We start from the raw sequence: 26481 nt of genomic DNA, 5'->3' as shown, positions 1-26481 counted from the left end.
CAGACCGGATCAGCCCGGGAAACGGCCCGTGCTGCGCAGCAGCCGGCGCCGTTCCGCGTAGGCGAGGTCGTCGCGCCACAGGCGCCCCGCCGCCCACCGGATCAGCGGCCGAAGAGCAGGGGCCACCGCCCGTGCCACGGCGAACCCGCGCCGGTCGGAGACGGCGACGACGGCTTCGATCACGGCAGTACGCGGACTGCCGTCGGGGCCGGGGCCCAGCGGCGTGGCGTGCGTCTCCACGACGGACGTCGCGCCCTCGCCCTCGGTGATGCGCATGACGACCGTGCGCGGCTCGGGCGCGGTGAACTCGGCCCGCACGGGAACGACCAGCCGCCCGGCGAGCTTGAACGACACGTCGACGGTGAACGCGTCCTCGTCCGCATCGCTCTGCGGGACCCGCAGGACGGTCAGATCCGCGAAGGAGTACGGGTGGAACCAGGACCCGTGCCACGGGTCCAGGCGGTTGGCCACCACGTCCTCCGGCTCGCAGCGGCCCACGGCGGTGAACACGGCGTCGACGGTGCCGCCGCTCGGACGCGGCGGCACCACCGGCCGGTCGAGCGGCGGCTCCCCGCCGAGGTCGTCGAGACGCACCCAGGCGAGCACACCGTCGTCGTGGGCCGGATACGGCTCCCAGCCGGCGAACGGGCGCCCGTCCAAGGAGAGTCCGTGCCAGTGGCAGACCACGGTGCCGCACACGATCCGGCTGTCCCGCAGGGGGGCGCCGAGGTGCGGGCAGGCGCCCGGCCCGGCCCTCAGCTCGCCCGAGGCGGTGCGCCAGGCGACGACCTCCACGCCGCCGATCGTCCGCCCGAACGGGCGTCCCTCGCTGCCCACGTCCCGCGAGGCGCCGATGACGTACCAGTTGCCGGACGGCCGTGCCGCCGAGCGCTTCAGCGCGTCCGCGATGAGCGACGGCCTGGCCTCGCGCCATGTCGGCGTCTGCTGTTCCCAGCGGGTCCGGCGCCGCGACCGCACGGGCAGGGTGTACCGCCGCGGTCCCCGAGGCCCCGTCATGCTCCGTACCTCCCGGGGCCCGTGGCGGGCGACCTGTGTGCCTGTGCGGCCGGTGGTGCCTTGAGGGCGTGCTCCGGCGACCGCCGGGGCTGTGGGCGCAGGCGCGTCGTCAGAATCCGTACGAGTCCGTCCAGCGCTACGGCGGCGCGGCGCCTGCGTGGCACCACCGACCGCCGCTGCACCACGGCGTAGCCGTCGTCGGCGATGGCGTCGAGGATCCCGCCGTACAACGTGTACGCCGTCCGGATGCAGGGCCGGGCGCGCGGCTCGAGCATGTCGATGCCCGGCCGGGCCTCCCGGTACACACTCCGGGTGAGCTCAGCGGCGGCTTCGAGCGCGGCGCGGATCCTGGGGTCCGGCTTGCCGGTGGCGCGGCTCCACTCCAGCAGCGCGCGATCCGCACCGTGGGCGGCGAGCAGGTCGGCGGGCAGATAGACCCGCCCGCGGTCGAGATCCTCGCCGACGTCCCGCAGGAAGTTGGTGAGCTGGAACGCGACCCCCAGCGCGGCCGCGTGCGGTGCCGCCACCTCCTTCGGCACGACGGTGCCGAGTACCGGCAGCATCTGCAGGCCGATGACGGCGGCGGATCCGTGCATGTACGACCTGAGGTCCTCGTAGGTGGCGTAGTCCGTGACCGTGAGGTCCTTGCGCATGGAGGCCACGAAGTCCGAGAAGTGCTCGTGGGGGATGGCGTAGGCCCTGGCCGTGTCGGCCACCGCCCGCACGACGGGTTCGCTGCTCCGGCCGGTCCGCAGCCCCGAAGCGAGTTCGCTCTCCAGCCGCGCGAGCTGCCGGTCCCGCGCCTCAGGAGTGCGGACGCAGGCCGGATCGTCCACGATGTCGTCGGCCCAGCGTGCGAAACCGTACAGCGCGTGGACGGCCGGGCGCCGGTGGACCGGCAGCAGTCGGGTCGCGAGGAAATAGGTCTTGCCGTGACGGGCGTTGAGCCGCCGGCAGTGCTGGTACGCCGCTCGCAGCCCCGGGTCCGAGATCCGCGCCGCGTCCAGTTCACGTCGTGTCATGAACGCCTCTCACTGTCCGCTGATGCGGGACGCCGCCAGCTTTCCGCTGACGAGCACGGTGGGTACGCCTACGCCCGGAGTCGTTCCGCAGCCGGCCAGTACGGCGTTCTCGACGCCGGTGACCAGGTTGCGTGGCCGGAACGGGCCGGTCTGCGCGAAGGTGTGGGCCGCGGAGAACGGAGTTCCCGCAGCGTGACCCTGTGCCGTCCAGTCGGCCGGAGTGATCAACTGCTCCTCCTCGATCGCGTCGCCGAACCCGTCCAGACCGCGCTTCTCCAGCACGCTGACGATGCTGTCGCGGTATCGAGGGGCCAGGGAACGCCATGCGTCCGCCGACGGGCCGACGGTTGTGTTGGGGCAGGGCGCGAGCACGTAATGCAGATGCCGGCCCTCGGGCGCCAGCCGCGGCTCGTGGGCCGTGGGCCGGGTGATGAGCAGCGACGGGTCGCTCATGAGCTGTCCCGTCCGGGTGATCTCGTCGAACGTCCGCTCCCAGGCGTGTCCGAACGAGATGGTGTGGTGGGCGAGGCCCGGCCAGCTGCGGCGCGTGCCCGCGTGCAGGATCACCGCGGAGGGGGAGTGCGTCAGCCGTACCGGCCGGCGCGGTGTGCGTCCCAACAGGCGGTAGACGACGGGCAGATCGGGTGTGAGGACCACCGCGTCGCACGGCAGCCGCTCCCCGTCGCCGAGGCGCACGGAGGTGACGCGTCCGGCGGACATCGCGAGTCTCGTGACCTCGGTGCCGTAGCGGAACTCGGCTCCGGCGTCGCGGGCGGCGTCCGCCATCGCCACGGGCAGCGCGTGCATGCCTCCCTTGGGGAAGTACACGCCGGCGACCGTGTCCATGTAGGCGATGACGGCGTAGGCGGCGAGCGCCCGGGCGGGCGGCACGCCCGCGTAGAGCGACTGGAACGAGAAAACCCTGCGCAGCCTGGGGTCCTTGACGTACCGGCCGATCTGCGCGTCCAGCCGGCCGAAGCCGCGCAGGGCGGCCAGCCGCGCCAGATCGGGGTGCAGCAACTGGAAGGGCGAGTCGAAGTTCGTGTCGATGAACCGTCGCATCTGTGCTTCGTAGAGCGACCGCAGCCAGTGCCGGAGCCTCAGGTAACCGGCGGCCTCGGCCGGACCCGCGAAGGCGCGGACCTCCTCGGCCATCGCCTCCCCGTCCGTGTGCACGTCGAGGCCTGAACCGTCGGCGAACTGTGCCCGGTAGGCGGGGTGCAGGGCAATGAGCTCGACCCGGTCCGCGAGCGAGTCGCCCACCGCGGCGAACGCTTCGTCGAAGAGGTGCGGCATCGTGAGCACCGTCGGACCCGTGTCCAGGAGATAGCCGCCCAGCCGCGCGCGCCCCGCCCGGCCGCCGGCCTGGTCCGACCGTTCCACCACGGTGACCCGGCGGCCGCTGCCCAGCAGGTGCAGCGCGGCGGCGAGGCCGGACAGCCCGGCACCGACGACGACCACGTGGTCGGTGCGACCGGGAACGGTTTTCACGGAGCGTCCTCCTCGTGCGGCGAGGCCGGCCCCGCCGCTGTGCGGATCAGACTGCCGAGCGCCGCGATCGCGGCGGGCTCGCCGGGCAGTGCGGCCAGACGGCGTTCACTGAGGTGGACCAGCCGACTGATCCTCGCTTCCACGACCCGCCGGGCACCGGTGCTTTCCAGGGCGGCCCGTGCGACACGTACCTGAGCGTCCGTCAGCGTCGGACCGGGCGCTCTCAGGGCCGCGGCGGCCGCCGCGGCCCCGGACTCGTCCGCCAGCCGCAGGGCGACGGCGCGCAGGTAGGTCAGCTTCTTGTCCCGCAGGTCGTCGTCGGCAGGCTTGCCCGTACGCCCTGGATCGCCGAACACACCCAGGAGGTCGTCCCGGAGCTGGAAGGCGAGGCCCGCGGAGCGGCCGGCCGATCGCAGGACGTCCGTCGTACGGTCGGTGGCTTCGGCGAGGGCGGCGCCGAGTGCGAGGGGACGCTCGACGGTGTAGAGCGCGCTCTTGAGGCAGGCGATACGGACGGCCTGGTCCAGCGCCGTGGAGCCGGTGGCCGCCGCGCGTATGTCGAGGTACTGGCCCGCGACCATCTCCGACCGCATGGCGCGCCATTCCCGCTGCAGGCGGGCGCCCTGCCTCGAGGCCAGCGCCGTGGCGGTCAGCAGATCGTCGGCCCAGGCGAGGGCCAGATCCCCGGCGAGGACGGCCCCCGCGGTCCCGAAGGACGCGGGGCACCCGGACATGCCTGCCGCGGAGTGCTGCTGTGCGAAGTCCTCGTGGACGGCGCGGGCGCCGCGGCGCGTCGGTGAGCGGTCCATGACGTCGTCGTGGATCACGGCGCACGTCTGGATGAGCTCCAGCGTCGCGGCGACGCGCAGCACGTTCTCCGTCTCCACGCCCTCGGCCGGGCCGCCGCAGGCCCGCCACCCCCACCAGAGGAACTGGGCCCGAAGGCGCTTCCCGCCGCGCAGGGCGATGTCGCGCACACGCCCGGCGACTTCCTCGGCGAAGACCCCGTCGGTCTTCCGGGCTTCCTCCAGACGCTCGTCCAGGTGATCTTGGAGAACGGCCTCTACGGCGTCGACCACGGAAGGCCCGGGCCGCGCCGAGGAGACGCCCCTGCGGGGCAGGCCTTCGCCGCCGGGTGCGCCCATGTCGTCCTCGGTGGCGTGGATACCGCGCATGCAGCCCCCTTCCGGGCGTCGCGACTGCCTCGAACACCGGCACTTCCGCTCGGAAGACGTCACTGGATGCGCCGAGTTGTCCGCCGTCCTCCCAGGGACGGCCGCGAGCCTGGTCGGCGGCCTTCCGTTCCGTTGTCCTGCGACGTCGTTCCCGGAACGGTGCGGTCAGGTGCCTTGGGCGTCACGGCTGGTCCTCGCTCGGTGGTTGCCTCTCGCCAGGCAACCACCGAAGGCGGGGCGCCGCCTCGTCAGGGGCGGGGGACACTGCTCCGAACAGGGGTCTTGTCAGCGGCCGAGCACCGAGGCGACCGTGTCCACCGCCTCACGGAGCCCGAGCGGGCGCAGCGTTCCGGGCACGAGCGGCGCCCTCCGTCCCGGGCCCACCGTCAGCACCGCCGGCTGCCGGCGTCCCCCCTCACGCCCAGGTGATGTGCGCGACGTGCTGGGCTGGACCGCACCGGCCGGGGCACGTACGGGTACGGCGTCCCGCAGCGGGCGGGCTGTCAGAAGGCGTAGCGGATCGTCAGCCACGGTGCGTGCGTCGCGACCAGGCCGCGGACTGTCTCCACGGCAGTGGCCTTGGCGCCGTTGCGGTAACGCACGTTCCAACTGCCGTTCTCCGAACGCTTGGGCTGCTGCAGATCCGGCCGCCACAGAGCCTGCTCCGCGCGCGGGTGCCACGCCATGTTCACCTCGTGCAGGTCCTTGTTGTGCGTCAGCATGATCACCTCGGCCGCTGCCTGCTCCTTCACCCGGGTCGGCAGGACGTCGTCCATGTGGCGCAGCAGCTCCGCCCAAGCCTCCTCCCAGCCGGGCCTGATGACGACGGGGGACAGGTTGAAGTGGACCTCGTAGCCCGCGTCGAGGAAGTCCGCCGCGGCGGCGATGCGGTCCTCGACGGGGCTGGTGCGGACGTCGAGCAGTCTTGAGTCCTCCGGGGGCATCACCGAGAACCGGACACGGGTCCGTCCCCGAGGCTCGAGCAGCAGCAGGTCGGGGTTGACGAACTTGGTCGCGAACGACGCCTTCGCCGTGGGCCACCGTGCGAAGGCGTGGACCAGGTCGGCGGTGTTGTCGCTGATCAGCGCGTCGACCGAGCAGTCGTTGTTCTCCCCGACGTCGTACACCCATGCGCTCGGGTCGCACTGGTTGGGCTCCTTCTTGGGGCCCTGACCGATCACGTGGTGCCTGATGCGGGCGATGATGCCGTCGATGTTGGTGAAGACGGTGATCGGATTGGCGTACCCCTTACGCCGTGGGACGTAGCAGTAGGCGCATGCCATGGCGCACCCGTTGGCGGCTCCGGGGGCGATCCAGTCCGCTGATCGGCCGTTGGGCCGTACGGTGAGTGTCTTCTTCTCGCCGATGACCAGAACCGTGCTCTTGATCCGCACCCAGCGCTCGGCGTTCCCCTTGTTGCCGTGCAGCTCGGGGATGCGCCAGTGGGAGTCGGTGCGAACCACCTCGGCGTCGGGGAAGTTCGCCAGCACCTGCCTGCCCCGCGGTGACGCCGCCGCCGCGGGCTCGGCGTGGATCTCCCGCACCGAGAGCATCCGCCGGGCCTGCGGGGAGTCGCGGAACAGCGGCCCGGGCCCAGGTACGCGGACCTCCCGCCCCGTCCGGATCTCGTCGAGGCCGAACAGCACGTCGGGGCCGTCGTCGTCCGGTGCTCCGGACGACCGGGGGGATCGCATGCTCCTCCGAAGTCTGTCGCGTCGTGAACCAATGTAGGACAGCGCCGGTCGTGGAAGGTGCGCCGCTCACCGGCGCTGCCCCGATGGCCGGCGGTCAGCGGTCCGGTCTTCCGGCGGACGCCCGGTGGCCTCCGTCGGTGTCCGCTCGTCCGCCGGCTCCCAGCAGCCCCGTCGCCTCGAAGGCGGTCTTCCGCTGCAAGCGCGGAAGCTCTCGCTTCGACACGAAGGTGACCACCGGAGGCATCGCGGCGCGGACGGCCTGCGTGGCCCGGAGCCAGGACGGGGCGTACACGGCCGCGCTACGCCGCTCGACGGCCCGCACCAAACGGGCGGCCACTGTCTCGACGGGATGGACCTTTCTGGCGGGCCTCGGCATGTGCGCCCGCAGCTCCCGCAGCACCGGATGATCGTCCGCGTCGCGGATCATGTCGGTGTCGGTCCAGTTCAGGTAGGCGATGCCCACGTCGATGCCCTCGTGCGCCACCTCGGCCCGCAGTGAGTGGGCGAACGACTCGACGCCGGCCTTGGAGGCGCAGTACGCGCTCATCAGGGGGGACGCGCCGATCGAAGCGAGTGAGGCGATCTGCAGGAAGTAGCCGCGGCAGGCGCGGAGATCGGCAAGGAACACACGGGCGGTGCCGGCACTCCCGACGAGGTTCACCTCGATCACCCGCCGCCAGAGCGCGGGGTCGGACTCCGCGAAGGGGCCGCCTTCGGCCACTCCGGCGTTCGCGACGACGACGGAGGCGGGGCCCAGGCGGTCCCGTACGTCGGCGGCGACCCGTCGCATCGCGTCGTCGTCGGTGACGTCGACCTCCCAGCACCGGGCAGGTCCGGGGATCGTTCCCCGGACATCGGCGAGGGTCGACTCCTCCCGGCCGAGGAGGGCGACCGTGGCTCCGCGCCGGGCGAGCTCCCTGGCCATCGCCGCGCCCAGTCCCCGGGCGGCGCCGGTCACGACGGCGGTGCGGCCTTGCAGAGGACGTACTGAGCCACTCACGTGGTCCTCCTCGGTGGGGAAGGTGCCACCGGAGCGGCGGTTCGCGCCGCGTGGCCCGGAGAGCCCTTCTCTCACCATAGGCACCGGGGCCGGGGCCCGCCGGTCCACGGCCGGCCACCGCCCGGGGCACACCCGCGCGGGGAGGATCCGGCCGAGGTCGCGGCCCTGCCGGGCGCCGCCGCAGGGCCGTCCACAAGCCGCAGGCCGGAGCCGGACGGTACCGGCAGGGACGACGTATCCACTTCGTGGCCGCCGCCCCTGCCGGATGCACCGGAGGCTCAGGCCTTGGGCCCGTCGGCGCGGGACAGCGCGCTCGGCCACCAGGCACGCGGGCCGATGTCGAGAGCCAGTGCGGGCACGAGGAGCGAGCGGACGACCAGGGTGTCCAGCAGGACGCCGAAGGCGACGATGAAGGCGATCTGGGCCAGGAAGGCGAGCGGGATCACGATCAGTGCGGCGAAGGTGGCGGCCAGGACGACGCCCGCCGATGTGATCACACCGCCCGTGGTCGTCAGGCCCCGCAGCACGCCCTGCCGGGTGCCGTGCTCGACGGCTTCCTCGCGGACCCGGGACATCAGGAAGATGTTGTAGTCCACGCCCAGGGCGACGAGGAACACGAAGCCGTACAGCGGTACCGACGCGTCCGTGCCGCTGAAGCCGAACACATGCTGAAAGACGAGCGCCGACACGCCCAGCGTGGCGAGGAAGTTGAGTGCGACGGTCGCCACGAGCAGGACGGGCAGGAGCACCGAACGCAGCAGCATCACCAGGATGAGCAGGATGACGGCGATGACCACGGGAACGATCAGTGTCCGGTCGCGGGCCGCGGTCTCCTGGGTGTCGTACTGCTGTGCCGTGTAACCACCCACCAGCGCCTCGGCGCCCGGGACGGTGTGGAGCCGGTCCCGCAGCCGCTGAACGGTCTGCTTGGCGGCGTCGCTGTCGGCGGCGTCCTCGAGCGTGGCGTCGATGCGCACCCGGCCATCGACGACGAGCGGGTCGCCCACCCGCCGGGCCTGCCCGACCGGGAGACGGCGCCGGCGGACGCGACGCCGTCGGTCTTCTCGGCCGCGGCTGTCACCGTGGCAGCCTGGTCGGCGTCGGCGATGATCACGGCCGGGTTGCCGGAACCCGCGGGGAAGTGCCTGCCCAGCGTCTCCTGCGCGGTGACGGACGGCGCGTCGTTGACGAAGATCTCGTCCAGCGGCACGCCTTTGGAGGACAGCGCGGGGGAGAAGGCGGCAAGGGCGGCGAGTACGAGCGTGGTGGTCACCCAGATGCGTCGCGGCGCGCGGTCGACCTTCGAGGCGACACGGGTCCAGATGCCGTGGCCCTCCGTCCCGTTGTCCACCCGGCGCGGCTTCGCGGGCCAGTACGCGGCCTTGCCGAGCAGGACAAGGACGGCGGGCAGGAACGTCAGCGTGCTCAGCACCGCGCAGACGATGCCGATCGCGCCGACCGGTCCCAGGGCGCGGTTGTTGGTGAGGTCGCTGACGAGCAGGGCCAGCAGTCCGAGGGCGACCGTCGCGGCGCTCGCGGTGATCGCCCCGAAGGACCGGCGCACCGCGGCCTTCGCCGCCTCGGTCCTGTCGGCACGCGCGGCGACCTCCTCGCGGAAGCGGGCGGCCAGCAGCAGGGCGTAATCGGTCGCCGCGCCGATCACCAGGATGGAGAGGATCCCCTGGACCTGCCCGTCGACCCGGACGACACCTTGATCGGCCAGCGCGTAGACGACGGCACAGGCGAGTCCCAGGGCGAGAACGGCACTGATGATGATCACAAAGGGCAGCAGCACGCTGCGGTACACGAGCAGGAGGATGAGCAGCACCGCTCCGAGGGCCACCCCCAGCAGCAGACCGTCGATGCCCGCGAAGGCGTCCGACAGGTCTGCCTGGGTCGCGGCGGGACCGGCGATGTGCACCACAGTGCCCGGCACCCGCTCCGCGGCCTCACGTACGTCCCGCAGGACCGTGGGCAGGTCCTCGCCGAGGTCCGGCTCCAGGGGCGACAGCCTGGAGTGCCTCGCCGTCCTGTGAGGGGAGGGCGGGGGAGGGGGCGGCCGCCACGCCTTCGGTTCCCCCGAGCGCCGCCAGCTGCCGCGTGGCCTCCGTCTGCTGCCGCGGGGTGACCCGGCCGTCGGCCACGGTCCACACGACGATCGCGGGCACGGTCTCCGACCGGTTGAACGCCTTCTGGGCTTCCAGGGCCTTGTGGACTCGGCGCTCCGCGGCAGGAACGCTGCCTGGCATCGCGATCATGGACGCCGGTGAGGGGGAGGACGGCGCGCCGATGACGCCGGGGCGGCTCTGGGACCAGCTCAACCTCACCTCGGGAGCGGTGACCGCGTGCCTGGACCGCCTCGAGCGGTCCGGCCACGTCCAGCGTGTCAGGGCGCCGGACGACCGGCGGGTCGTGCACCTGCACTACGCGACCGCGTCCAAGGCCGTGGCCAGGGCGTACTTCATGCCTCTGGCACGGAGCACCGATGCCGCGCGCCGGCAGTTCAGCGAGGAAGAGCTGCTCGTGGTGGTCCGCTTCCTCGAGGCCATGAACCACGAACTGGCGCAACTGCGTCGCTAGGGCACTCGACCGCCCGGACGGTGTCCGCGCGGAGCCTGAAGTTCTTCGAGCAGCGGTGACGGGTCCCGGCGCCCGTGGACATGGTTGCCGTGCGGCAGCGCGGGTCCGGGCGCCGGGCCGTCAAGAGCGCCGGGCCCTCAGGAGGCGGGCCGGTTCCACAGGTCACACTTGTGGTCCTGGGGGAAGGTCGTCCCCGCTGTGATCGCCTCGGGGGCCAGGGTCTGGACCTTCGGGAAGACGTTCCATCGCGGGGCGCCGGCGGCGTACGGGACGCCGGTCTTCGCGAAGTTGGTCCAGTAGCCGACCATCCTGTCCGACAGGGTGTTCTGGGCGGGAGTACCCGAGACGCCGCCGAAGACGTACCTGATCTCCGAACCGTGCGGGGCGCCGATCGGGAAGCTGATCGGCAGGTTCAGGTGGTCCATGGCGTGACGGTCGGCGAACTCGTACTGGTAGGACCGGGTGTGCGCGGCCATCAGGCCCGCCGTCCGCGACTGGGGGCAAGCGAACTGGGAGTCCGTGAGGACGGCACCCAGGGCCTCCGCGGGCGTGCCGTGGTCCGACAGCGGGTAGCGGGCCAGGATCTCGTCGGCCCGCTCGCCGTAGAACTCCCGGACCGCGACCGGGTAGCCCGCCGCGGTGAGTTGCCTGCCGGCCAGGTCGTAGGTGGTCGCCACGGTGAGCCGGCCCTCGTCGGCGGTGGTGCCCTGGAGGACGGGGACCCGGTGGAACCGGCCGCGCTCCAGTGCGTCCGTCACCTGGAGCGGCAGGACCTTGCCGTCGACGTTGGGGGTCCAGCGGGCGGTGGGGGTCAGCGAGGCGCCGAGCACCTGGTCGGCGGGCCGGGTGCGCAGGCAGGCCACGTCGGCGCACCCCAAGGCGTTCGCCCAGGTCGCGCCCCTGTCCTGCTGCGACTCCTGGGTGGGCAGCGGGAACCCGCAGCCGGACTGGGCGACGGCCCGGTCGAACAGGCCGATCGCGCGGGGCGAGACCAGGTTCTGGCAGACGCTGCCGCCGCCCGCCGACTCACCGAAGACCGTCACGTTGTCGGGGTCGCCACCGAACGCCGCGATGTTGTCCCGCACCCAGCGCAGGGCGGCCTGCTGGTCGAGCAGACCGTAGTTGCCGGACATCCCCTGCGGCGACTCCTCGGCCAGGCCGGGATGGGCCAGGTAACCGAACGCGCCGAGACGGTAGTTGAAGGTCACGTTGACCACGCCGGCCTTGGCCGCCAGGTTGCTGCCGTCGTAGAACGTCCCGGAGCCGACCGTGAAGCCTCCGCCGTGGATCCACACCATCACCGGCCGCTTCTGGAGCGACCGTTGCGCGGGCGTGTGGACGTTCAGGTACAGGCAGTCCTCGCTGGGCGTGCCGGGTCCCGCGAGGTTTCCCCAGGGGCTCGACCGGACCGCCTGCATACAGGGGTTGCCCGGCGTGGTGGCGTCCCGCACGCCCTGCCGGCGCTCGGGCGGTGACGGCGGCTTCCACCGCTGCGACCCGACCGGCGGCGCGGCGTACGGGATGCCGAGGTAGGAGTTCGCCGTCTGCCCTGCCTTTCCTTGCACCTGCCCGTACCGGGTGGTGACGGTCGGTCCTTCGGCCGCCGTGGCGTCGGCGGGCACGAAGGCCGTCGCGACGATCGACAGCGCGAGAGCGCCGTACAGCGACCCGATCCTTCGCGTACCTGGTAATCGCCGGCGACTTTTCGCCAGGCACTTCGAGAGCAGAGCGGACATCGTGCACCTCCGTACGGAAGGGGGCGGAAACTGCTCAGGCAGTCTCACTGGAGTCCGCACGCCCCGGCATCGTGCAAATCACCGGTCTCCGCCGTGGGGTCGGGTCGCCGTCGTACGGGGCCGTCCGGTGCGCAGTCGTCACTCCCGACGCGTCGGTGCAGGTCAGCAGATGAGCGAGCGGCCGGTGGGTGTCAGCCGCAGCGTCCAGCAAGCCGCGGTCTGTTCCCGCTCGATGCCCGGCAGGATCTCGTCCCGTGCCAGGGGGAGGGACCGTACGGCGGCGAGGTGCCGGCGATGAGCACTCTCGTCGGGGTACGAGGAGAAGACCGCGGCGACGTTCTTCCCGGTGTGGACGGGCAGCGCGGTGAACGTGTTGTGCGCCGTCTCCGTGGTCAGGACGGCGAGCGGCGCGGGTCCCGTCTCGTGGAGCACGGGGAGGAGACCGTCTCGGACGAGTGCGATGCCGTCCTCTCGTCCCGGAGGGAAGGACCACACGGTGGCTGTCACGAATCCTTCCGGTGCAGGAGCGCCGGCCGGGGGCCGCCGGGACGGCGCGACGGTGAAGCCGGTTCCGGCCGACAGAGGACGCAGCAGGTGGACATCGTCCGAGTCGACCATCGTGGCGTTCGCCCGGGGACCGTGCTCGGCCCAGACGGGACCGCCGTAGAAGGCCGTCAGCGCGCGGTGGCGTGCCGCCATGTCCCGGAACCCCCGCAGCCAGACGAAGCGATCCGGATCGTCGAGATCCCGGAACTGACCGAGCACGGCCATCCCGGTCTCCTCCTGGGTCTCGACGAACTCCCGGTCGAACAGCTCGATGAGTTCGTCGCGTCGACCGGGGCGCAGTGTGTACCGGCGAAGCTCGATCACGTCGAGGCGGCCGACGGTGTCGCTGGGATCGGTGGGATCAGTGGGGTCGATGGGGTCAGTGGCAAGCACGGCGGAACTCCTGTTCGGTTCGATCTCCGGGTACCCGGTCGCGGCAGGTCGGAGCCGGGCACGGACCGACGGTAGGCACGCCGTGTGCCAGGGGCTGTCAGTGTTTCCGAGGAGAATGCCTCCATGTCTGCCGGACGACTGCTGTCGGTACTGCTGTTGCTGCAATCCCGTGGGCGCATGTCCGCGCGCGGGATCGCCGGCGAACTGGGGGTGTCGGTACGGACCGCCTACCGCGACCTGGCGCGACTCCAGGCCGCCGGGGTCCCGGTCTACGCGGAGCCGGGCCCCGGGGGCGGCTATCAACTGCTGGACGGTTATCGCACCCGCCTCACCGGGATGAGCGAGGGCGAGGCACGCGCGCTGTTCTTCGCCGGACTGCCCGGCCCCGCCGCCGACCTGGGGCTCGCGACAGAGATGACGACAGCTCGGCTGAAGCTGCTGGCCGCGCTTCCGGCGGGGCTGCGCGAGGAGGCGTCGCGGACCGCGGCGGTGTTCCACCTCGACGCTCCCGGCTGGTACCGGGAGCCTGAACGGACGCCGCATCTTCCCTTGTTCGTCGACGCGGTGCTCACCCGGCGTGCGGTGGACGTGCGCTACCGGCGCTGGCGCGCGCCGCAGGAGGTGGATCGCCGCCTGCGCCCCTACGGCTTGGTGCTCAAGTCCGGCGTCTGGTACCTGGTGGCCGCCGGGCGGAGCCGGATCGCGACCTACCGGGTCACCCAGGTGCTCGACGCGGCGCTGAGCGACGAGCGGTTCGACCGGCCGGAGGGCTTCGACCTGGGCACGTACTGGGCCGCTTACCTCGCCGACTTCGAGGCCCGCCGCTACACCGGCACGGCCACCATCCGTCTGTCCCCGCGGGGACGCCGGCGCCTGCCCGACAACGTCCCGCCGGAGGTGGTGCAGGCGGTCGACTCCACCGCCACCGCCGCGGACGACGACGGATGGATCGAGGCGGTCGTCCCGACCGAGAGCACCGAGCACGCGTGCGGTGAGCTGCTACGTCTCGGCACCGACGTCGAGGTCGTCGCGCCGGCCGAACTCCGCGAGGCGATGGCCACCACGGTGGGCGCACTCGCCCGGGCCTACGGGGTCGCCTGACGCCGGAGCGCCGTCCCGGCGGGCCAGGCGACGTGCGGCGGTGCCCTCGAGCGGAAGGGGCCGGGCCCGGCGCCGAAGCGCCGGGCCCGGCCCCTTCGTGCTGTGACGGACGGGTGGGTCAGCCGATTTCGATGAGCAGATCGCCCGCCTCGACCTGCTGGATCCTGCCGATCGCGAGGCGGCGCACCGTGCCCGAGGTCTGGGCGGTGATCGACGCCTCCATCTTCATCGCCTCGATGGTGGCGACGGTCTGGCCGGCCGACACCGACGCGCCCTCCTCCACCTGGAGCGTGACCACTCCGGCGAACGGTGCCGCGACGTGACCCTCGTTGCCGCGGTCCGCCTTCTCCGCCGCCTTGACCTCGGTGGCGACGGACTTGTCGCGTACGGAAACCGGCCGCAACTGGCCGTTGAGCGTGGCCAGTACGCTGCGGTAGCCGCGCTCGTCGGCGTCGGAGACGGCTTCCAGCTCGATCAGCAGCGTGACGCCCGGCTCGAGCGTGACGGTGTGCTCGGTCTCCGTCTCCAGTCCGTACAGGAAGTCCCGCGTCGGCAGGACGGAGGTGTCGCCGTACGCCTCGCGGTGGGCGTTGAACTCCTTGGTGGGGCCGGGGAAGAGCAGCCGGTTCAAGGTCGCGCGCGGCGACTGCGCCAGGCCCTCGCGGTCCTCGTCCGACAGCTGCGGCGCCTCGGCCTTCGCCGGGCGGCCCTGGAGCGCGCGGGTGCGGAACGGCTCCGGCCAGCCGCCGGGCGGGTCGCCCAGCTCACCGCGCAGGAAGCCGATCACCGAGTCCGGTACGTCGAACTTGCCCGGGTCGGACTCGAAGTCCGACGCCGAGACCCCGGCGCCCACCAGGTGCAGCGCCAGGTCGCCGACGACCTTCGACGACGGCGTCACCTTCACCAGCCGGCCGAGCATGCGGTCGGCCGCGGCGTAGCAGTCCTCGATGAGTTCGAAGCGGTCGCCGAGGCCCAGGGCGATGGCCTGCTGACGCAGGTTGGACAGCTGCCCGCCGGGGATCTCGTGGTGGTAGATCCGTCCGGTGGGCGAGGCGAGACCGGACTCGAAGGGGGCGTACACCTTGCGGGTCGCCTCCCAGTAGGGCTCCAGGTCGCCGACGGCCTGGAGGGACAGGCCGGTCGCGCGCTCCGTGTGGTCGGTGGCCGCGACCAGCGCGGAGAGCGGAGGCTGGCTGGTGGTGCCGGCCATGGAGGCGACCGCCGCGTCGACGGCGTCGACTCCCGCGTCGATGGCGGCGATCAGGGTGCCGAGCTGTCCGCCCGCGGTGTCGTGGGTGTGCAGGTGGACGGGCAGGTCGAACCGCTCGCGCAGCGCGGTGACGAGGGTGCGGGCGGCGGGCGGACGCAGCAGCCCGGCCATGTCCTTGATGGCGAGGACATGGGCGCCCGCCTCCACGATCTGCTCGGCGAGACGCAGGTAGTAGTCCAGCGTGTACAGGGTCTCGCGGGGATCGGAGAGGTCGGCGGTGTAGCAGAGGGCGACCTCGGCGACCGAGGTGCCGGTGGCGCGTACCGCGTCGATGGCCGGACGCATCTGGGACACGTCGTTGAGGGCGTCGAAGATCCGGAAGATGTCCATCCCGGTCTTCGCGGCCTCGGCGACGAACGCCTCGGTGACCTCGGTGGGGTAGGGCGTGTAGCCGACGGTGTTGCGGCCGCGCAGCAGCATCTGGGTGCAGATGTTGGGCACGGCCTCCCGGATCTTGGCCAGCCGCTCCCACGGGTCCTCGGCGAGGAAGCGCAGCGCCACGTCGTAGGTGGCGCCTCCCCAGCATTCGAGGCTCAGCAGCTGCGGGGCGCTGTGGGCGACGTGCGGAGCGACGGCCAGCAGGTCGCGGGTCCGGACCCGGGTCGCCAGCAGGGACTGGTGGGCGTCGCGGAACGTCGTGTCGGTGACGGCGACGGCCGACTGGGCGCGCAGCTCGGCGGCGAACGCCTCCGGCCCGAGGGCGGCGAGGCGCTGCCGCGACCCGGCGGGCGGCTCTCCGAGCGGGACGGCGGGCAGCTTGTCCGCCGGGTCGATGACGTCGGGGCGCGGACCGTACGGCTGGTTGACGGTGATCTCCGCGAGGTAGCTGAGCATGCGGCTGCCGCGGTCGGCCGACGGACGGGCCCGCATCAGCTCCGGGTGTTCGTCGATGAAGCTGGTGGTGATGCGTCCGTCCCGGAACGCGGGGTGGTCGAGCACGGCGCCCAGGAAGGGCAGGTTGGTGGCCACGCCCCGGATGCGGAACTCGGCGATGGCCCGGCGCGCGCGGCGGGCCGCGTTGGCGAAGTCGTGCCCGTGGCAGGTGAGCTTGACGAGCATCGAGTCGAAGTGGGCGGAGACCTCGGCGCCGGTGTGGACGGTGCCGCCGTCGAGCCGGACGCCGGGCCCGCCGGGGGAGCGGTAGGCGGAGATGGTGCCGGTGTCCGGCCGGAAGCCGTTGGCCGGGTCCTCGGTGGTGATGCGGCACTGCAGCGCGGAGCCGTTGAGGACGATGTCGTCCTGGGTGAGGCGCAGTTCGGGCAGTGTCATGCCGGCGGCGATGCGCAGCTGTCCGATGACGAGGTCGCGTCCGGTGACCTGTTCGGTGACGGTGTGCTCGACCTGGATGCGCGGGTTCATCTCGATGAAGACGTGGTTGCCGCGCTCGTCGACGAGGAATTCGACGGTGCCCGCGTTGACGTAGCCGATGTGGCGGGCGAAGGCGACGGCGTCGGCGCAGATCCGTGCCCGCAGTTCCGGGTCGAGGTTCGGGGCGGGCGCGATCTCGACGACCTTCTGGTGGCGGCGCTGCACCGAGCAGTCCCGCTCGTAGAGGTGTACGACATTGCCCTCGGCGTCGGCGAGGATCTGCACCTCGATGTGGCGGGGGTTGACCACCGCCTGCTCCAGGAAGACCGTCGCGTCACCGAACGCGGAGCGTGCCTCTCGCATGGCCGCGTCGATCGCCTCACGCAGCTCCCCGGGCTCCGCGACCCGGCGCATACCGCGTCCGCCGCCGCCCGCGACGGCCTTCACGAACACGGGGAAGCCGATGTCCTCGGAGGCGGCGACGAGCACGTCGACGTCCTCGGACGGTTCTGAGGACTTCAGTACCGGTACGCCCGCCTCCCGCGCGGCCGCGACCGCCCGGGACTTGTTCCCGGTCAGGTGCAGTACCGACGCCGGCGGCCCGACGAAGGCGATACCGGCCTCGGCGCACGCGGCGGCGAGGTCCGGGTTCTCCGACAGGAAGCCGTAGCCCGGGTAGATGGCGTCGGCCCCCGCCTTTCGGGCCGCCTTGATCACCTCGTCCACGGAGAGGTAGGCCCGCACGGGGTGGCCTACCTCACCGATCTGGTACGCCTCGTCGGCCTTGGCCCGGTGAAGGGAGTTGCGGTCCTCGTAGGGGAACACCGCCACTGTGGAGATTCCGAGCTCGAACGCTGCGCGGAACGCGCGGATCGCGATCTCGCCGCGGTTGGCGACCAATACCTTGCCGAACATCAAACTCCCCAGTCGTGTCGCGGGCCGGGCGGCCTCAGGACGGGCGATGTCGCACGGGACGCCGGTGCCGGCATCCGGTGGTCATATGGGCGGCGGCGATGTGCCGGGGGCCTTGGGCCCGAAGCGCTCGTCACCGTATCCGAGACCTTCCCAGAGATCGCGGACGCAGACGATGGCCTGCGTCACTGCGGGGACCGCCGCTCGTCGGTGATCTGCGCCACGGTGATCGGGGGCCGAGTCGGTCAGGTGTCGGGCCGGGCGGTGCGCCCACTCGCCGCCGGGGGCGGGGCCGGGATCCGGGCCCCCGCCGGTGCGGCGCCCGGGCGCGGCGGGGCGGACGGCCGTCGTCCGGCACGGGGATCAGTCCGGGGCGAGCGAATATCTGTGACCGCCGAGTGAGAAATCAGCGCAACGCGCGGTGAGGGTATCTCGCGTAACAGGCGGAAAAGAATTTCTTGCAGCGCGGGGCCGATCTCGCCGTGCTACTGTCGTTATCAGTTGCAGTTGTGGTTCCCGAAAAATCCAAGTGCCCCGGCGGCCCCTCAGGTCGTTGTGAGCGCTTTTGTGTATCCGGTCATTTCCGGACGGGGTTAATCATTGCGGCGACACGGAGACCGCACGGTGTGGACTCCGGGTACTGCCCCTGAAGGAGATTTGACATGGCATCTGGCGTCGTGAAGTGGTTCAACGCGGAAAAGGGCTTCGGCTTCATCGAGCAGGACGGTGGCGGCCCTGACGTGTTCGCCCACTACTCGAACATCGCCGCCCAGGGCTTCCGTGAGCTGCTGGAAGGCCAGAAGGTGAACTTCGACATCGCGCAGGGCCAGAAGGGCCCGACCGCCGAGAACATCGTTCCGGCCTGACGCTAGCGCGTGATCGAGCCGGGGCCCGCACCTTGGGGTGCGGGCCCCGGCTCGTTGCAGTTACGGGGCTCGGCCCCGACACCGCGGCCCATCGTGCCGCGGCCCCTCTCCGGAGATCGCGCTTCTCGCGTGGCGGATGTCCCTCCCGCCTCCGGACGAACATTCGGCAGGGACTCATTCCGGCCTTGACGTCCGAATCGATCTGCCCGCCCGGTGACCTGCCGGGGTTTCTCACGAGCGGTTCGATTCGCTTTCGTTTTCGCTTTCTGCCTGGCTCGTTCTCGCGATTCTCCGTGCTGCTCCTCTGCTGCGGTAATTCCTTGATACGTGCCACATCGAGGAAGGTTCCGTATGAACCGCACACGTACCGACGACCGTTATTCCCGCACCCGTAGTGGCGGTGGCTCGGGCCGCGGCAGCCGTTTCGGCTCGCCGGCTCCCACCCGCTCGGGTTCCTCCGGCCGCTCCGGTGGAGGTGGCCGCTCCGGCGGTTACGGCCGCCGGCCCGCCGCGGCGCAGGGTGAGTTCGCCCTCCCCGTCACGGTGACCCCCGCACTGCCCGCCGTCGAGCGGTTCGCCGACCTCGACATGCCCGAGCAGCTGCTCGCGGCGCTCGCCTCCCAGGGCGTGACCGTGCCGTTCCCCATCCAGGGCGCGACGCTGCCCAACACTCTTGCCGGACGTGACGTGCTCGGCCGCGGCCGCACCGGCTCGGGCAAGACCCTCGCCTTCGGCCTGGCCATGCTGGCCAGTACCGCCGGGAAGCGCGCCGAGCCGCGACTTCCGCTCGCGCTGGTCCTCGTCCCGACCCGCGAGCTGGCCCAGCAGGTCACCGACGCGCTCACCCCGTACGCCCGGTCGCTGAAGCTGCGGATGGCCACGGTCGTCGGCGGGATGTCGATCGGCAGGCAGGCCGGTGCGCTGCGCAGCGGCGCCGAGGTCGTCGTGGCGACGCCCGGACGGCTGAAGGACCTGATCCAGCGCGGTGACTGCCGGCTCGACCAGGTCGCCGTCACCGTCCTCGACGAGGCCGACCAGATGGCCGACATGGGCTTCATGCCGCAGGTCACCGCACTCCTCGACCAGGTCCGCCCGGACGGTCAGCGGATGCTCTTCTCCGCCACCCTCGACCGCAACGTCGACCTGCTGGTCCGCCGTTACCTGAACGATCCGGTCGTGCACTCCGTTGACCCGTCGGCCGGCGCCGTCACGACGATGGAGCACCACGTGCTGCACGTCGACAGCTCCGACAAGCACGCCACCACGACGGAGATCGCCGCCCGCGACGGCCGGGTGATCATGTTCCTGGACACCAAGCACGCGGTGGACCGGCTGACGAAGGACCTGCTCAGCAGCGGCGTACGGGCCGCGGGACTGCACGGCGGCAAGTCCCAGCCGCAGCGGAACCGCACGCTGGCGCAGTTCAAGACCGGGCATGTCACCGTGCTCGTCGCCACGAACGTCGCCGCCCGCGGCATCCACGTCGACAACCTCGACCTCGTCGTCAACGTCGACCCGCCGACCGACCCCAAGGACTACCTGCACCGCGGCGGCCGTACCGCCCGGGCCGGCGAGTCCGGCAGCGTCGTCACCCTGGTGACCCCGAACCAGCGCCGCGACATGGCCCGCCTCCTGTCGCACGCCGGGGTCCGCCCGATGACCACCCAGGTCAGGTCCGGCGGGGCCGAGTTGAACCGCATCACCGGCGCGCAGGCACCGTCCGGCACGCCGGTCGTCATCACGGCACCGGTGACCGAGCGCCCCGCGCGCAGCGCCGGCTCCCGTGCCCGGCGCGGCCGCGGCTCGTCGCAGGCGCCGCGCCGCGCCCCGCGCCGGCAGCCTGCCGTCGGCACGGCGGCCTAGGGTCAGACATCGCCGGTCACGGCACTGGGCACCCAGGACGTCATCGATCAAGGCCCTTACCCATCGTCGCAGGAGGCATCTTTTGGCACCGGTTCAGCTGAAGCCCCGTCCGATCGGCACGAGTTCCGGCACCAGGGCGGCGGCCGGCCTCGTGGCGGCCGCCGGACCGCAGGTCCGTGGCGACACGACCGTGAAGGTGTGGGGCGACATGACCGTGGAGGTGGCGCTGTCCGTGATGGCCGGCGCCCGCGCCGGGCATCTGCTCATCTGCGACGCGGACGACCAGTGCACGGGATCCGTCACCCTGGCGCAGCTCGTCGCCGTACGCGACAGCGCCGTCAGCACGGACACGGTCCGGCTGAGCGATGTCGTCGCTCTCTCCCGTTGAACCGCCGTACCCCTTGCGGACTCCCCTTCCGCTTCCCCACTTCTCCCTGTGAGGTCTCATGCGCTGCGTCATCGCTCGCTTCCCCTTCGATCTGACCAAGAGCGGCGTGCTGGAATCGATGAAGGGCGTCAAGCCCGAGCCGATCACCGGTGACTTCGTGGTCATCGGCCGCCGTCAGTACCCCGTCAAGCAGGTGGGCGCCGTCATCACCCGACAGGACCGCCGTGACTTCAGCGCCGGCGAGGTCGTCCGGGCGATGACGGGGCTCGGCTTCACCTGCCGCTCACACGTCCAGGCAGCGCCCGTGAGCGTGCTCACCCCGCTCCAGCAGGCGCACGCCTCGCTCGGCAGCACGGTGGCCGGCTGACCTACGGCACCCTCCGGGCCTGACAAGGCACCGGGGCGGCACAGAACGAGGAGGGCCCGACCGGCGCGCGCCGGTCGGGCCCTCTTCATGTGGTGTCACTGCCTCGTAGTGGTGGATTCACTGGTCGGAGTAGCTGAAGTCGCCGACGGTCCAGGCGCTGACGTCCTCGATGGAGACGCGGTACATGCCGCCTGTTTCGGGGATCCCGACCGTCCCCTGGAGGATCCGGGCCACGTGGAAGTGCAGATGGGTGGGCGGGCCCTGCCTGGCGGGCGAGGCGCTGAAGGCGCCGGAGAACGCACGGAGGCTCTCCGAATCCGTCAGGACCTCCGACACACGCTGCCTCCATACGGCTTCGGGGGCCAGTCGGCCGGTGATGACAGCGCCACCGGTGACCACGGTCAGAGACATGAGATTGCTTTGCCCGGACTCCACCAGGGCGGCCACGTCGACGAGCAGAGCGTCAGGTTTCGACATGACAGGCGAGTTTATTTCACCCGGGCCCTCTCCACGGCGGCGGTGTCGGTGACCTGCCGCCGGCGGGCCCTCGTCCGGGCCGCTTCCGGCCCGGACCACGCTCCTGAGCAGGGCAGAGGCCCTGGCCTGGGTCAGCCGCCGATCTCACGTTTCTTCCGTCCCGAGCGCCCAAAAATCTATGCTCGCCGTAGTAGACATTCGCCTCCGAGGTGGTTAGTGTTCCTGTTGTAGCCGAGATCAGAGAGAGCCCGGCAGAGACGAACTGCCGAGCAGTAGCAGTACCCGCAGTTCGGTGCGGTGGTGGAGTTCCGGAGCCGGTTTCGCAGGATGGCGACGGGACTGACCCCGCACTGGGTGGCCCGCAGTGTTCAGGGGCCACCGGGAGCAGTACCGAGTACCAGGTAAGTAGCAAGTAGCGACCACCGGTGGTCGCCCGAGGAAGGAACGGAGGAAGCAGACGCCATCAGGATCGCCCGGGAGAGGAAGACTCCCCGGGTACCGCAAGACCCCGGAACGGAAGGTGGTCCCCGGTCACGCATTCGCGATCCCCGCGCTCCCGTCCCTTTTCGGGGCGATGCCGCGGAAACAGAAGGTCGGCGCAGGACTAGGGCCGACAGATGGTGTTCAATTTCCTTCGGGGCCCTGGTGCCGTACGGCACCAGGGCCCCTCGACGCGTTCTCACGAAGAAGAGGTGCAGATGACAGCGGATAATGCGCTCGGTGGACGGCTCGACGACGATGACTACCCCGCCTACACGATGGGACGGGCCGCCGAGATGCTGGGCACCACGCCCGGCTTCCTCCGGGCGATCGGTGAAGCGCGGCTGATCACCCCGCTGCGCTCCGAGGGCGGTCACCGGCGCTACTCGCGGTACCAGCTGCGGATCGCCGCCCGCGCGCGTGAACTCGTCGACCAGGGCACCCCAGTCGAAGCCGCCTGCCGCATCGTCATCCTCGAGGACCAGCTCGAAGAAGCGCGGCGTATCAACGCCGAGATCCGCCGTGCCGCCGGACAGCCGATCGAGAGCTCCGGCGAGGTCTCCGGCTGACTCCACCCGCCCATGTCATGTCGCGGCCCGGTCCTCGGCGCCGTCCGGCGGTGGGCCGCGGCGGTCGCCCGCCTCGGGCGAGCGCGGCTACATGTCCCACGGCGCCTGCGGGAGCACCTCACCGGTCACGCCAATGGCGCGCAGGGGGCCGCAGCGGAGCCGATGTTCCGGGGGCAGGCCGGACGGGTAGGGTGCGTCGCCGGTGTGGCGGCTACCGTGCGGTGGGCGGTGAACCGTGCGCCCTTCCGTTCCTTGTCCGTCCTGTAGGGGGATCCATGACCACGACGACCGGCGGCGGCACCCCGCCGCGGCTGCGCCTGCCCTTCGACCTCGCCGGCCTGGACGCGTCCCCCGTCATGACCGAGCGGCTGGTCCTGCGGCCGATCCGCCCCCAGGACGCCGACGACATCCACGCCTACCAGCGGCTGCCCGAGGTCGTGGCCCATCTGCCCTGGCCGCTGCGCGACCGGGAAGCCAGCGGCGAGCACACCGAACTGCGGGCGAAGCAGCGCACGTTGACCGCCGACGGTGAAGCGGTCGCCCTCGCCGTCGTGCTGCCCGGGGAGCCGGGCCTCGGCGGCGGGGACGAACGGGTCATCGGCGACCTCACCTTCATCCTCGCCAGCGCCGCCCACGCCCAGGTCGCGGTCGGGTGGGTCCTGCACCCCGGCTTCCAGGGCCGGGGGTACGCCCACGAGGCGGCCACGGCCCTCCTCGACCTCGCCACCGGTCTGGGGGCCCACCGGATCGCCGCGACGGTGGACGCGGCCAACGAGCCCTCCCTGGCCCTCTGCGCACGACTCGGCATGCGCAGGGAAGCGACGTTCCGGCAGGACCGCCACGGCGACACCGGCTGGCGCGACACCGTGATCTACGCCCTTACCCGTGACGAATGGCTCGCCCGTAGGACAGTCTCGGCCGACTGAGGGCGGGCGACGGGGAGCGCCGCGCGGACCTGTGCGCGGCTTACGGGCCGAGGAGTTCGGAGTACCGCTCGACCAACTGCTGCTCCGCGTCGTCGAGATACGCCGCGAGCAGCAGTTCGGCCTTGGTGCGGTCCGCCGCCTTGAGTGCGGAGAGGATCTCGCGGTTGCGCTCCAGGTAGGGCTCGTGGAAGCCGCGCGGATTGTCCATCGCGTGGAAGACCAGGCGCAGTTCGGCGAGGATGCCGCGCATCAGCTCGTCGAGGCGCCTGCTGCGGGCGAGGGCCACGACGGCGTGGTGGAAGTGGATGTTGGCGGTGCCGAGGTCGCGCCAGGCACCTTCCTTCGCGGCCTTCTCGCCCTCGGCGACGGCCGCCTCCGCGTGGCTCAGGTCGTAGGGCGGGGCCTCGAGTCCGCGGACCGCGGCGCACTCGATGAGCCTGCGCACCTGGTAGATGTCGGTGACGTCCTGCACGGTCAGCATGCGCACGAAGACGCCGCGGTTGAGCTCGTGGACCAGCAGCCGTTCGTGCGTGAGCAGGCGGAACGCCTCGCGGAGGGTGTTGCGGGAGATGCCCAGCGCGCCGCCGATGGCGTCCTCCGACAGCTTGCTCCCTGGCGGCAGGTACCCCTCGGAGATGCGCGTGCGCAGGATGTCCGCGACCCGGTCGGCGGTGCTGGAGCGTCCCAGCAGGGCGCGGTCGCCGACGAGCACGGCAGGGTCGACCTCGGCTGTCATGTGTCCGTCCTTCTCCCACGGCCGGCGGTCGTGACGGTTTGAGGGACTGCGCCGGTCGGTCCGGGTCAGTCAACCGGAAATCATTGAACGAAACAACAGAGACCTTGTCGGATCGTTCAACGATTTTCTATGTTGTGTGGTGTGATCGTGAACGCAGCCTGACCGGACCGCCGCAGGTGCACCCGGAGCAGCGCGGTTGTACCTCCTGACCGACGGACCGTTCCAAGGAGACCCAGCGGTGACAGACCTCGTGATCGACCTCAACGCGGACCTCGGGGAGGGCTTCGGACGATGGACCCTCACCGACGACGAGGCCCTGCTGTCCCTGGTCACCAGCGCGAACGTCGCCTGCGGCTTCCACGCGGGCGATCCCGGCACCATGCGCCGCGTCTGTGACACGGCCGCCGAGCGCGGTGTACGGATCGGCGCCCAGGTCTCCTACCGGGACCTCGCCGGCTTCGGCCGCCGGGCCATGGACGTGCCGGCGGACGAGCTCGCCGACGAGGTCACGTACCAGATCGGCGCCCTCCAGACGTTCGCCCGCGCCGCCGGAGCGGCGGTGAGCTACGTCAAGCCGCACGGAGCGCTCTACAACCGGGTGGTGGCCGACCATGAGCAGGCGGCCGCGGTGGCCGCCGGCGCCCGGCTGGCCGACCCCGGGCTCGTCGTGCTGTGCCTGCCCGACTCCGCCATGCACGCGCAGGCGGCGCGCGTCGGCCTCCCCGTCGTCGAAGAGGCGTTCGCCGACCGCGCCTACACGGCGACCGGGACGCTGGTCCCCCGAAGCACGCCCGGTGCGGTGATCACCGATCCGGCGGAGGTCGCCCGCAGGGCCGTCGCTCTCGCGCGGGAAGGCCGCGTCACCGCGCTGACCGGCGAGCCCGTGGCGGTACGGGCACGCTCCTTGTGCCTGCACGGAGACACCCCCGGAGCGGTCGCGGCGGCCGGGCAGGTGCGCGCGGCGCTCGACGCGGCCGGGGTCAGGGTGGAGGCGTTCGTATGAGGCTGAGACCGGTCGGGGAGGACTCCCTGCTCGTGGACCTGGACACGCCGGAAGAGGCACAGGCCTGGCACGCCCGGATCATCGACCGGTGCGGCCGGGGGACCCCGGCGCCGGTGCGCGACATCGTGCCCGGGGACCGGACCGTGCTCCTCTACGGCGTCGCCGACGTCCACGCCATGGAGGCCGAGCTGCGCCGTTGGTCCGTCCCCCTGTCAGCGGCCGGCAGCGGTCCTCTGGTGGAGATCCCTGTGCGCTACGACGGGGCCGATCTCGGCGCCGTCGCCGAACTGTGGGGGGTCACCGAGGACGAGGTGGCGCGGATTCACAGCGGTACGGAGCACCGGGTGGCGTTCTGCGGATTCGCCCCGGGGTTCGCCTACATGCTCGGCCTCGGCGAGCGGTACCACGTGCCGCGCCGTTCGGCGCCGCGCACGTCGGTGCCCGCAGGCTCGGTGGCGCTCGCCGGTCCTTACACCGGTGTGTATCCGCGGGCCTCCCCGGGCGGCTGGCAGCTGATCGGGACGACCCGGGTGCGCCTGTGGGACATCGACCGCGAGCCCGCGGCGCTGCTGACACCCGGCACGCGCGTGCGCTTCGTCCCCGAGGAAGCCGCGCCGGGAGCCGCAGCGGGCGCGAGGGGGCGCAGGGCATGAGCGGCGGCACGCTGGACGTCGTACGGGCCGGCGCCCTCACCACCGTCCAGGATCTCGGCCGTTCCGGTCATGCCGGGCTCGGCGTGCCGCGTGCCGGGGCGCTCGACCTGCCCGCGCACCGGCTCGCGAACCGGCTGGTGGGCAACTCCGCCGACGCGGCGACCCTGGAGACCACGCTGACCGGGGTCGCCGTGCGCACCGACCGCTCCGTGGTGGCCGCCGTGACGGGGGCGCCGGCGCCGGTGCGGGTGAACGGCCGGCCCGCGGCATGGGGAACCGCCGTGCGCCTGCCCGCCGGCGCCGTGCTCGACGTGGGCGCGCCGACCAGCGGCCTGCGCAGCTACGTCGCCGTCGGCGGAGGCATCGCGGTCGCGCCCGTCCTGGGCAGCCGCTCCACCGATCTGCTCTCCGGGCTCGGTCCGGCCCCGCTCAAGGACGGGGAGACCTTGCCCCTCGGCGAGGTGACCGGCCCGCCGCTGCATGCCGACACGCTGCTGTGGCCGGCGCCCCCGGAGGAACTGGTGCTGCCCGTACTGCTCGGGCCGCGCGACGACTGGTTCACAGCCGCCGCGGTGGACACCCTCGCCACGGGCCGCTACGAGATCTCCCAGCACAGCAACCGCATCGCTCTGCGGCTGGACGGCCCGCCGCTGGAGCGGACCGTGCACCGTGAGATGCCGAGCGAAGGAATGGTGGTCGGCGCGGTGCAGGTGCCGCCCGACGGCCGACCCGTCGTCTTCCTCGCCGACTGCCCCACCACCGGTGGCTATCCCGTGATCGGTGTGGTCCCCGAGAGCCTGCTGTCCCCGGCCGCGCAGGCCGTACCGGGTCTCACGGTCCGCTTCGTACCGCGACGCCACCGTCGCCGGTAGGCGCGGTGAGCTCCTGCCCCGGAGCCGGACCTGACC

General features: G+C 72.0%; 21 protein-coding genes and 2 pseudogenes. 11 read left to right on the top strand and 12 right to left on the bottom strand.

Annotated features, from left to right (window positions below; genetic code table 11):
• Positions 1-9: 9 nt before the first annotated feature.
• The 7 genes and pseudogenes from ACIPJI_RS25725 to ACIPJI_RS25695 form a co-directional block, all read right to left on the bottom strand.
• Positions 10-1017, bottom strand: coding sequence for a DUF5914 domain-containing protein (locus tag ACIPJI_RS25725; RefSeq protein WP_402249090.1), 1008 nt, complete (start codon positions 1015-1017; stop codon positions 10-12).
• Positions 1014-2039 (bottom strand): phytoene/squalene synthase family protein, encoded by a 1026-nt coding sequence (locus tag ACIPJI_RS25720; protein WP_402249089.1) that lies wholly within the window; start codon positions 2037-2039, stop codon positions 1014-1016. The genes ACIPJI_RS25725 and ACIPJI_RS25720 overlap by 4 nt, the downstream gene beginning before the upstream one ends.
• Positions 2040-2048: 9 nt before the next feature.
• Positions 2049-3530 carry a phytoene desaturase gene (locus ACIPJI_RS25715; RefSeq protein ID WP_402249086.1) on the bottom strand — a complete coding sequence of 494 codons (1482 nt, stop codon included), beginning with the start codon at positions 3528-3530 and terminating at the stop codon, positions 2049-2051.
• Positions 3527-4705, bottom strand: coding sequence for a polyprenyl synthetase family protein (locus tag ACIPJI_RS25710; protein WP_402249084.1), 1179 nt, complete (start codon positions 4703-4705; stop codon positions 3527-3529). Before ACIPJI_RS25710 ends, ACIPJI_RS25715 begins: the two co-directional genes overlap by 4 nt.
• A gap of 503 nt (positions 4706-5208) precedes the next feature.
• A complete protein-coding gene (locus ACIPJI_RS25705) occupies positions 5209-6399 on the bottom strand; it encodes a spore photoproduct lyase family protein (RefSeq protein ID WP_402249083.1) in 1191 nt (396 codons plus the stop codon).
• Between the two features lie 94 nt (positions 6400-6493).
• Positions 6494-7399: an SDR family oxidoreductase gene (locus ACIPJI_RS25700; RefSeq protein ID WP_402249081.1), complete on the bottom strand. Its 906-nt coding sequence runs from the start codon at positions 7397-7399 to the stop codon at positions 6494-6496.
• A 278-nt stretch (positions 7400-7677) separates the two neighbouring features.
• Positions 7678-9632, bottom strand: a pseudogene (locus ACIPJI_RS25695) (MMPL family transporter).
• A 14-nt stretch (positions 9633-9646) separates the two neighbouring features.
• Between ACIPJI_RS25695 and ACIPJI_RS25690 the strand changes: the two are divergent.
• Positions 9647-9979: pseudogene (locus ACIPJI_RS25690) on the top strand (MarR family winged helix-turn-helix transcriptional regulator); the annotation flags it as partial.
• Between the two features lie 137 nt (positions 9980-10116).
• Here ACIPJI_RS25690 and ACIPJI_RS25685 read toward each other — a convergent pair.
• Positions 10117-11715: a carboxylesterase/lipase family protein gene (locus ACIPJI_RS25685; RefSeq protein ID WP_402249079.1), complete on the bottom strand. Its 1599-nt coding sequence runs from the start codon at positions 11713-11715 to the stop codon at positions 10117-10119.
• Positions 11716-11877: 162 nt separating this feature from the next.
• Positions 11878-12654 (bottom strand): NIPSNAP family protein, encoded by a 777-nt coding sequence (locus tag ACIPJI_RS25680; protein ID WP_402249078.1) that lies wholly within the window; start codon positions 12652-12654, stop codon positions 11878-11880.
• Between the two features lie 123 nt (positions 12655-12777).
• On the opposite strand from ACIPJI_RS25680, the gene ACIPJI_RS25675 reads away from it, so the two are divergent.
• The gene (locus tag ACIPJI_RS25675) at positions 12778-13755 is read left to right on the top strand and encodes a helix-turn-helix transcriptional regulator (RefSeq protein ID WP_402249076.1); all 978 of its coding nucleotides are present in this window, start codon (positions 12778-12780) and stop codon (positions 13753-13755) included.
• Positions 13756-13873: 118 nt separating this feature from the next.
• Here ACIPJI_RS25675 and ACIPJI_RS25670 read toward each other — a convergent pair whose 3' ends face one another.
• Positions 13874-17248, bottom strand: a complete 3375-nt coding sequence (locus ACIPJI_RS25670) for a pyruvate carboxylase (protein WP_402249074.1) — start codon at positions 17246-17248, stop codon at positions 13874-13876.
• A gap of 659 nt (positions 17249-17907) precedes the next feature.
• On the opposite strand from ACIPJI_RS25670, the gene ACIPJI_RS25665 reads away from it, so the two are divergent.
• From ACIPJI_RS25665 to ACIPJI_RS25650, 4 genes are all read left to right on the top strand, one after another.
• On the top strand, positions 17908-18111 hold the full coding sequence (locus ACIPJI_RS25665) for a cold-shock protein (RefSeq protein WP_005310809.1): 204 nt from the start codon (positions 17908-17910) through the stop codon (positions 18109-18111).
• Between the two features lie 351 nt (positions 18112-18462).
• A complete protein-coding gene (locus ACIPJI_RS25660; RefSeq protein ID WP_356621935.1) occupies positions 18463-19974 on the top strand; it encodes a DEAD/DEAH box helicase in 1512 nt (503 codons plus the stop codon).
• Between the two features lie 82 nt (positions 19975-20056).
• A complete protein-coding gene (locus ACIPJI_RS25655; RefSeq protein WP_356621936.1) occupies positions 20057-20362 on the top strand; it encodes a CBS domain-containing protein in 306 nt (101 codons plus the stop codon).
• Between the two features lie 58 nt (positions 20363-20420).
• On the top strand, positions 20421-20729 hold the full coding sequence (locus ACIPJI_RS25650) for an SCO5918 family protein (RefSeq protein WP_159685774.1): 309 nt from the start codon (positions 20421-20423) through the stop codon (positions 20727-20729).
• Positions 20730-20846: 117 nt separating this feature from the next.
• On the opposite strand, the gene ACIPJI_RS25645 is transcribed toward ACIPJI_RS25650, so the two are convergent.
• Positions 20847-21206 carry a hypothetical protein gene (locus ACIPJI_RS25645; protein ID WP_307708747.1) on the bottom strand — a complete coding sequence of 120 codons (360 nt, stop codon included), beginning with the start codon at positions 21204-21206 and terminating at the stop codon, positions 20847-20849.
• Positions 21207-21904: 698 nt separating this feature from the next.
• Between ACIPJI_RS25645 and ACIPJI_RS25640 the strand changes: the two genes are divergently transcribed.
• Positions 21905-22255: a MerR family transcriptional regulator gene (locus tag ACIPJI_RS25640; protein ID WP_402249070.1), complete on the top strand. Its 351-nt coding sequence runs from the start codon at positions 21905-21907 to the stop codon at positions 22253-22255.
• Positions 22256-22530: 275 nt separating this feature from the next.
• A complete protein-coding gene (locus tag ACIPJI_RS25635) occupies positions 22531-23181 on the top strand; it encodes a GNAT family protein (protein ID WP_356621937.1) in 651 nt (216 codons plus the stop codon).
• 40 nt (positions 23182-23221) lie between these two features.
• Here the strand turns inward: ACIPJI_RS25635 and ACIPJI_RS25630 are convergent, their stop codons facing one another.
• On the bottom strand, positions 23222-23917 hold the full coding sequence (locus ACIPJI_RS25630; RefSeq protein ID WP_307708750.1) for a GntR family transcriptional regulator: 696 nt from the start codon (positions 23915-23917) through the stop codon (positions 23222-23224).
• Positions 23918-24155: 238 nt separating this feature from the next.
• On the opposite strand from ACIPJI_RS25630, the gene ACIPJI_RS25625 reads away from it, so the two are divergent.
• The 3 genes from ACIPJI_RS25625 to ACIPJI_RS25615 are packed head-to-tail and all read left to right on the top strand — an operon-like array spanning position 24156 to position 26445.
• Entirely contained in the window at positions 24156-24920 is a 765-nt protein-coding gene (locus tag ACIPJI_RS25625; protein WP_356621938.1) for a 5-oxoprolinase subunit PxpA, read from the top strand.
• On the top strand, positions 24917-25573 hold the full coding sequence (locus ACIPJI_RS25620; protein WP_356621939.1) for an allophanate hydrolase subunit 1: 657 nt from the start codon (positions 24917-24919) through the stop codon (positions 25571-25573). The genes ACIPJI_RS25625 and ACIPJI_RS25620 overlap by 4 nt, the downstream gene beginning before the upstream one ends.
• Positions 25570-26445, top strand: coding sequence for a biotin-dependent carboxyltransferase family protein (locus ACIPJI_RS25615; protein ID WP_307708753.1), 876 nt, complete (start codon positions 25570-25572; stop codon positions 26443-26445). Before ACIPJI_RS25620 ends, ACIPJI_RS25615 begins: the two co-directional genes overlap by 4 nt.
• The last annotated feature ends 36 nt before the right edge of the window (positions 26446-26481 follow it).

This window comes from Streptomyces sp. NPDC086835 (assembly GCF_044745705.1).
GTDB lineage: Bacteria > Actinomycetota > Actinomycetes > Streptomycetales > Streptomycetaceae > Streptomyces.
This window is presented reverse-complemented; position numbering and strand designations above follow the sequence as displayed.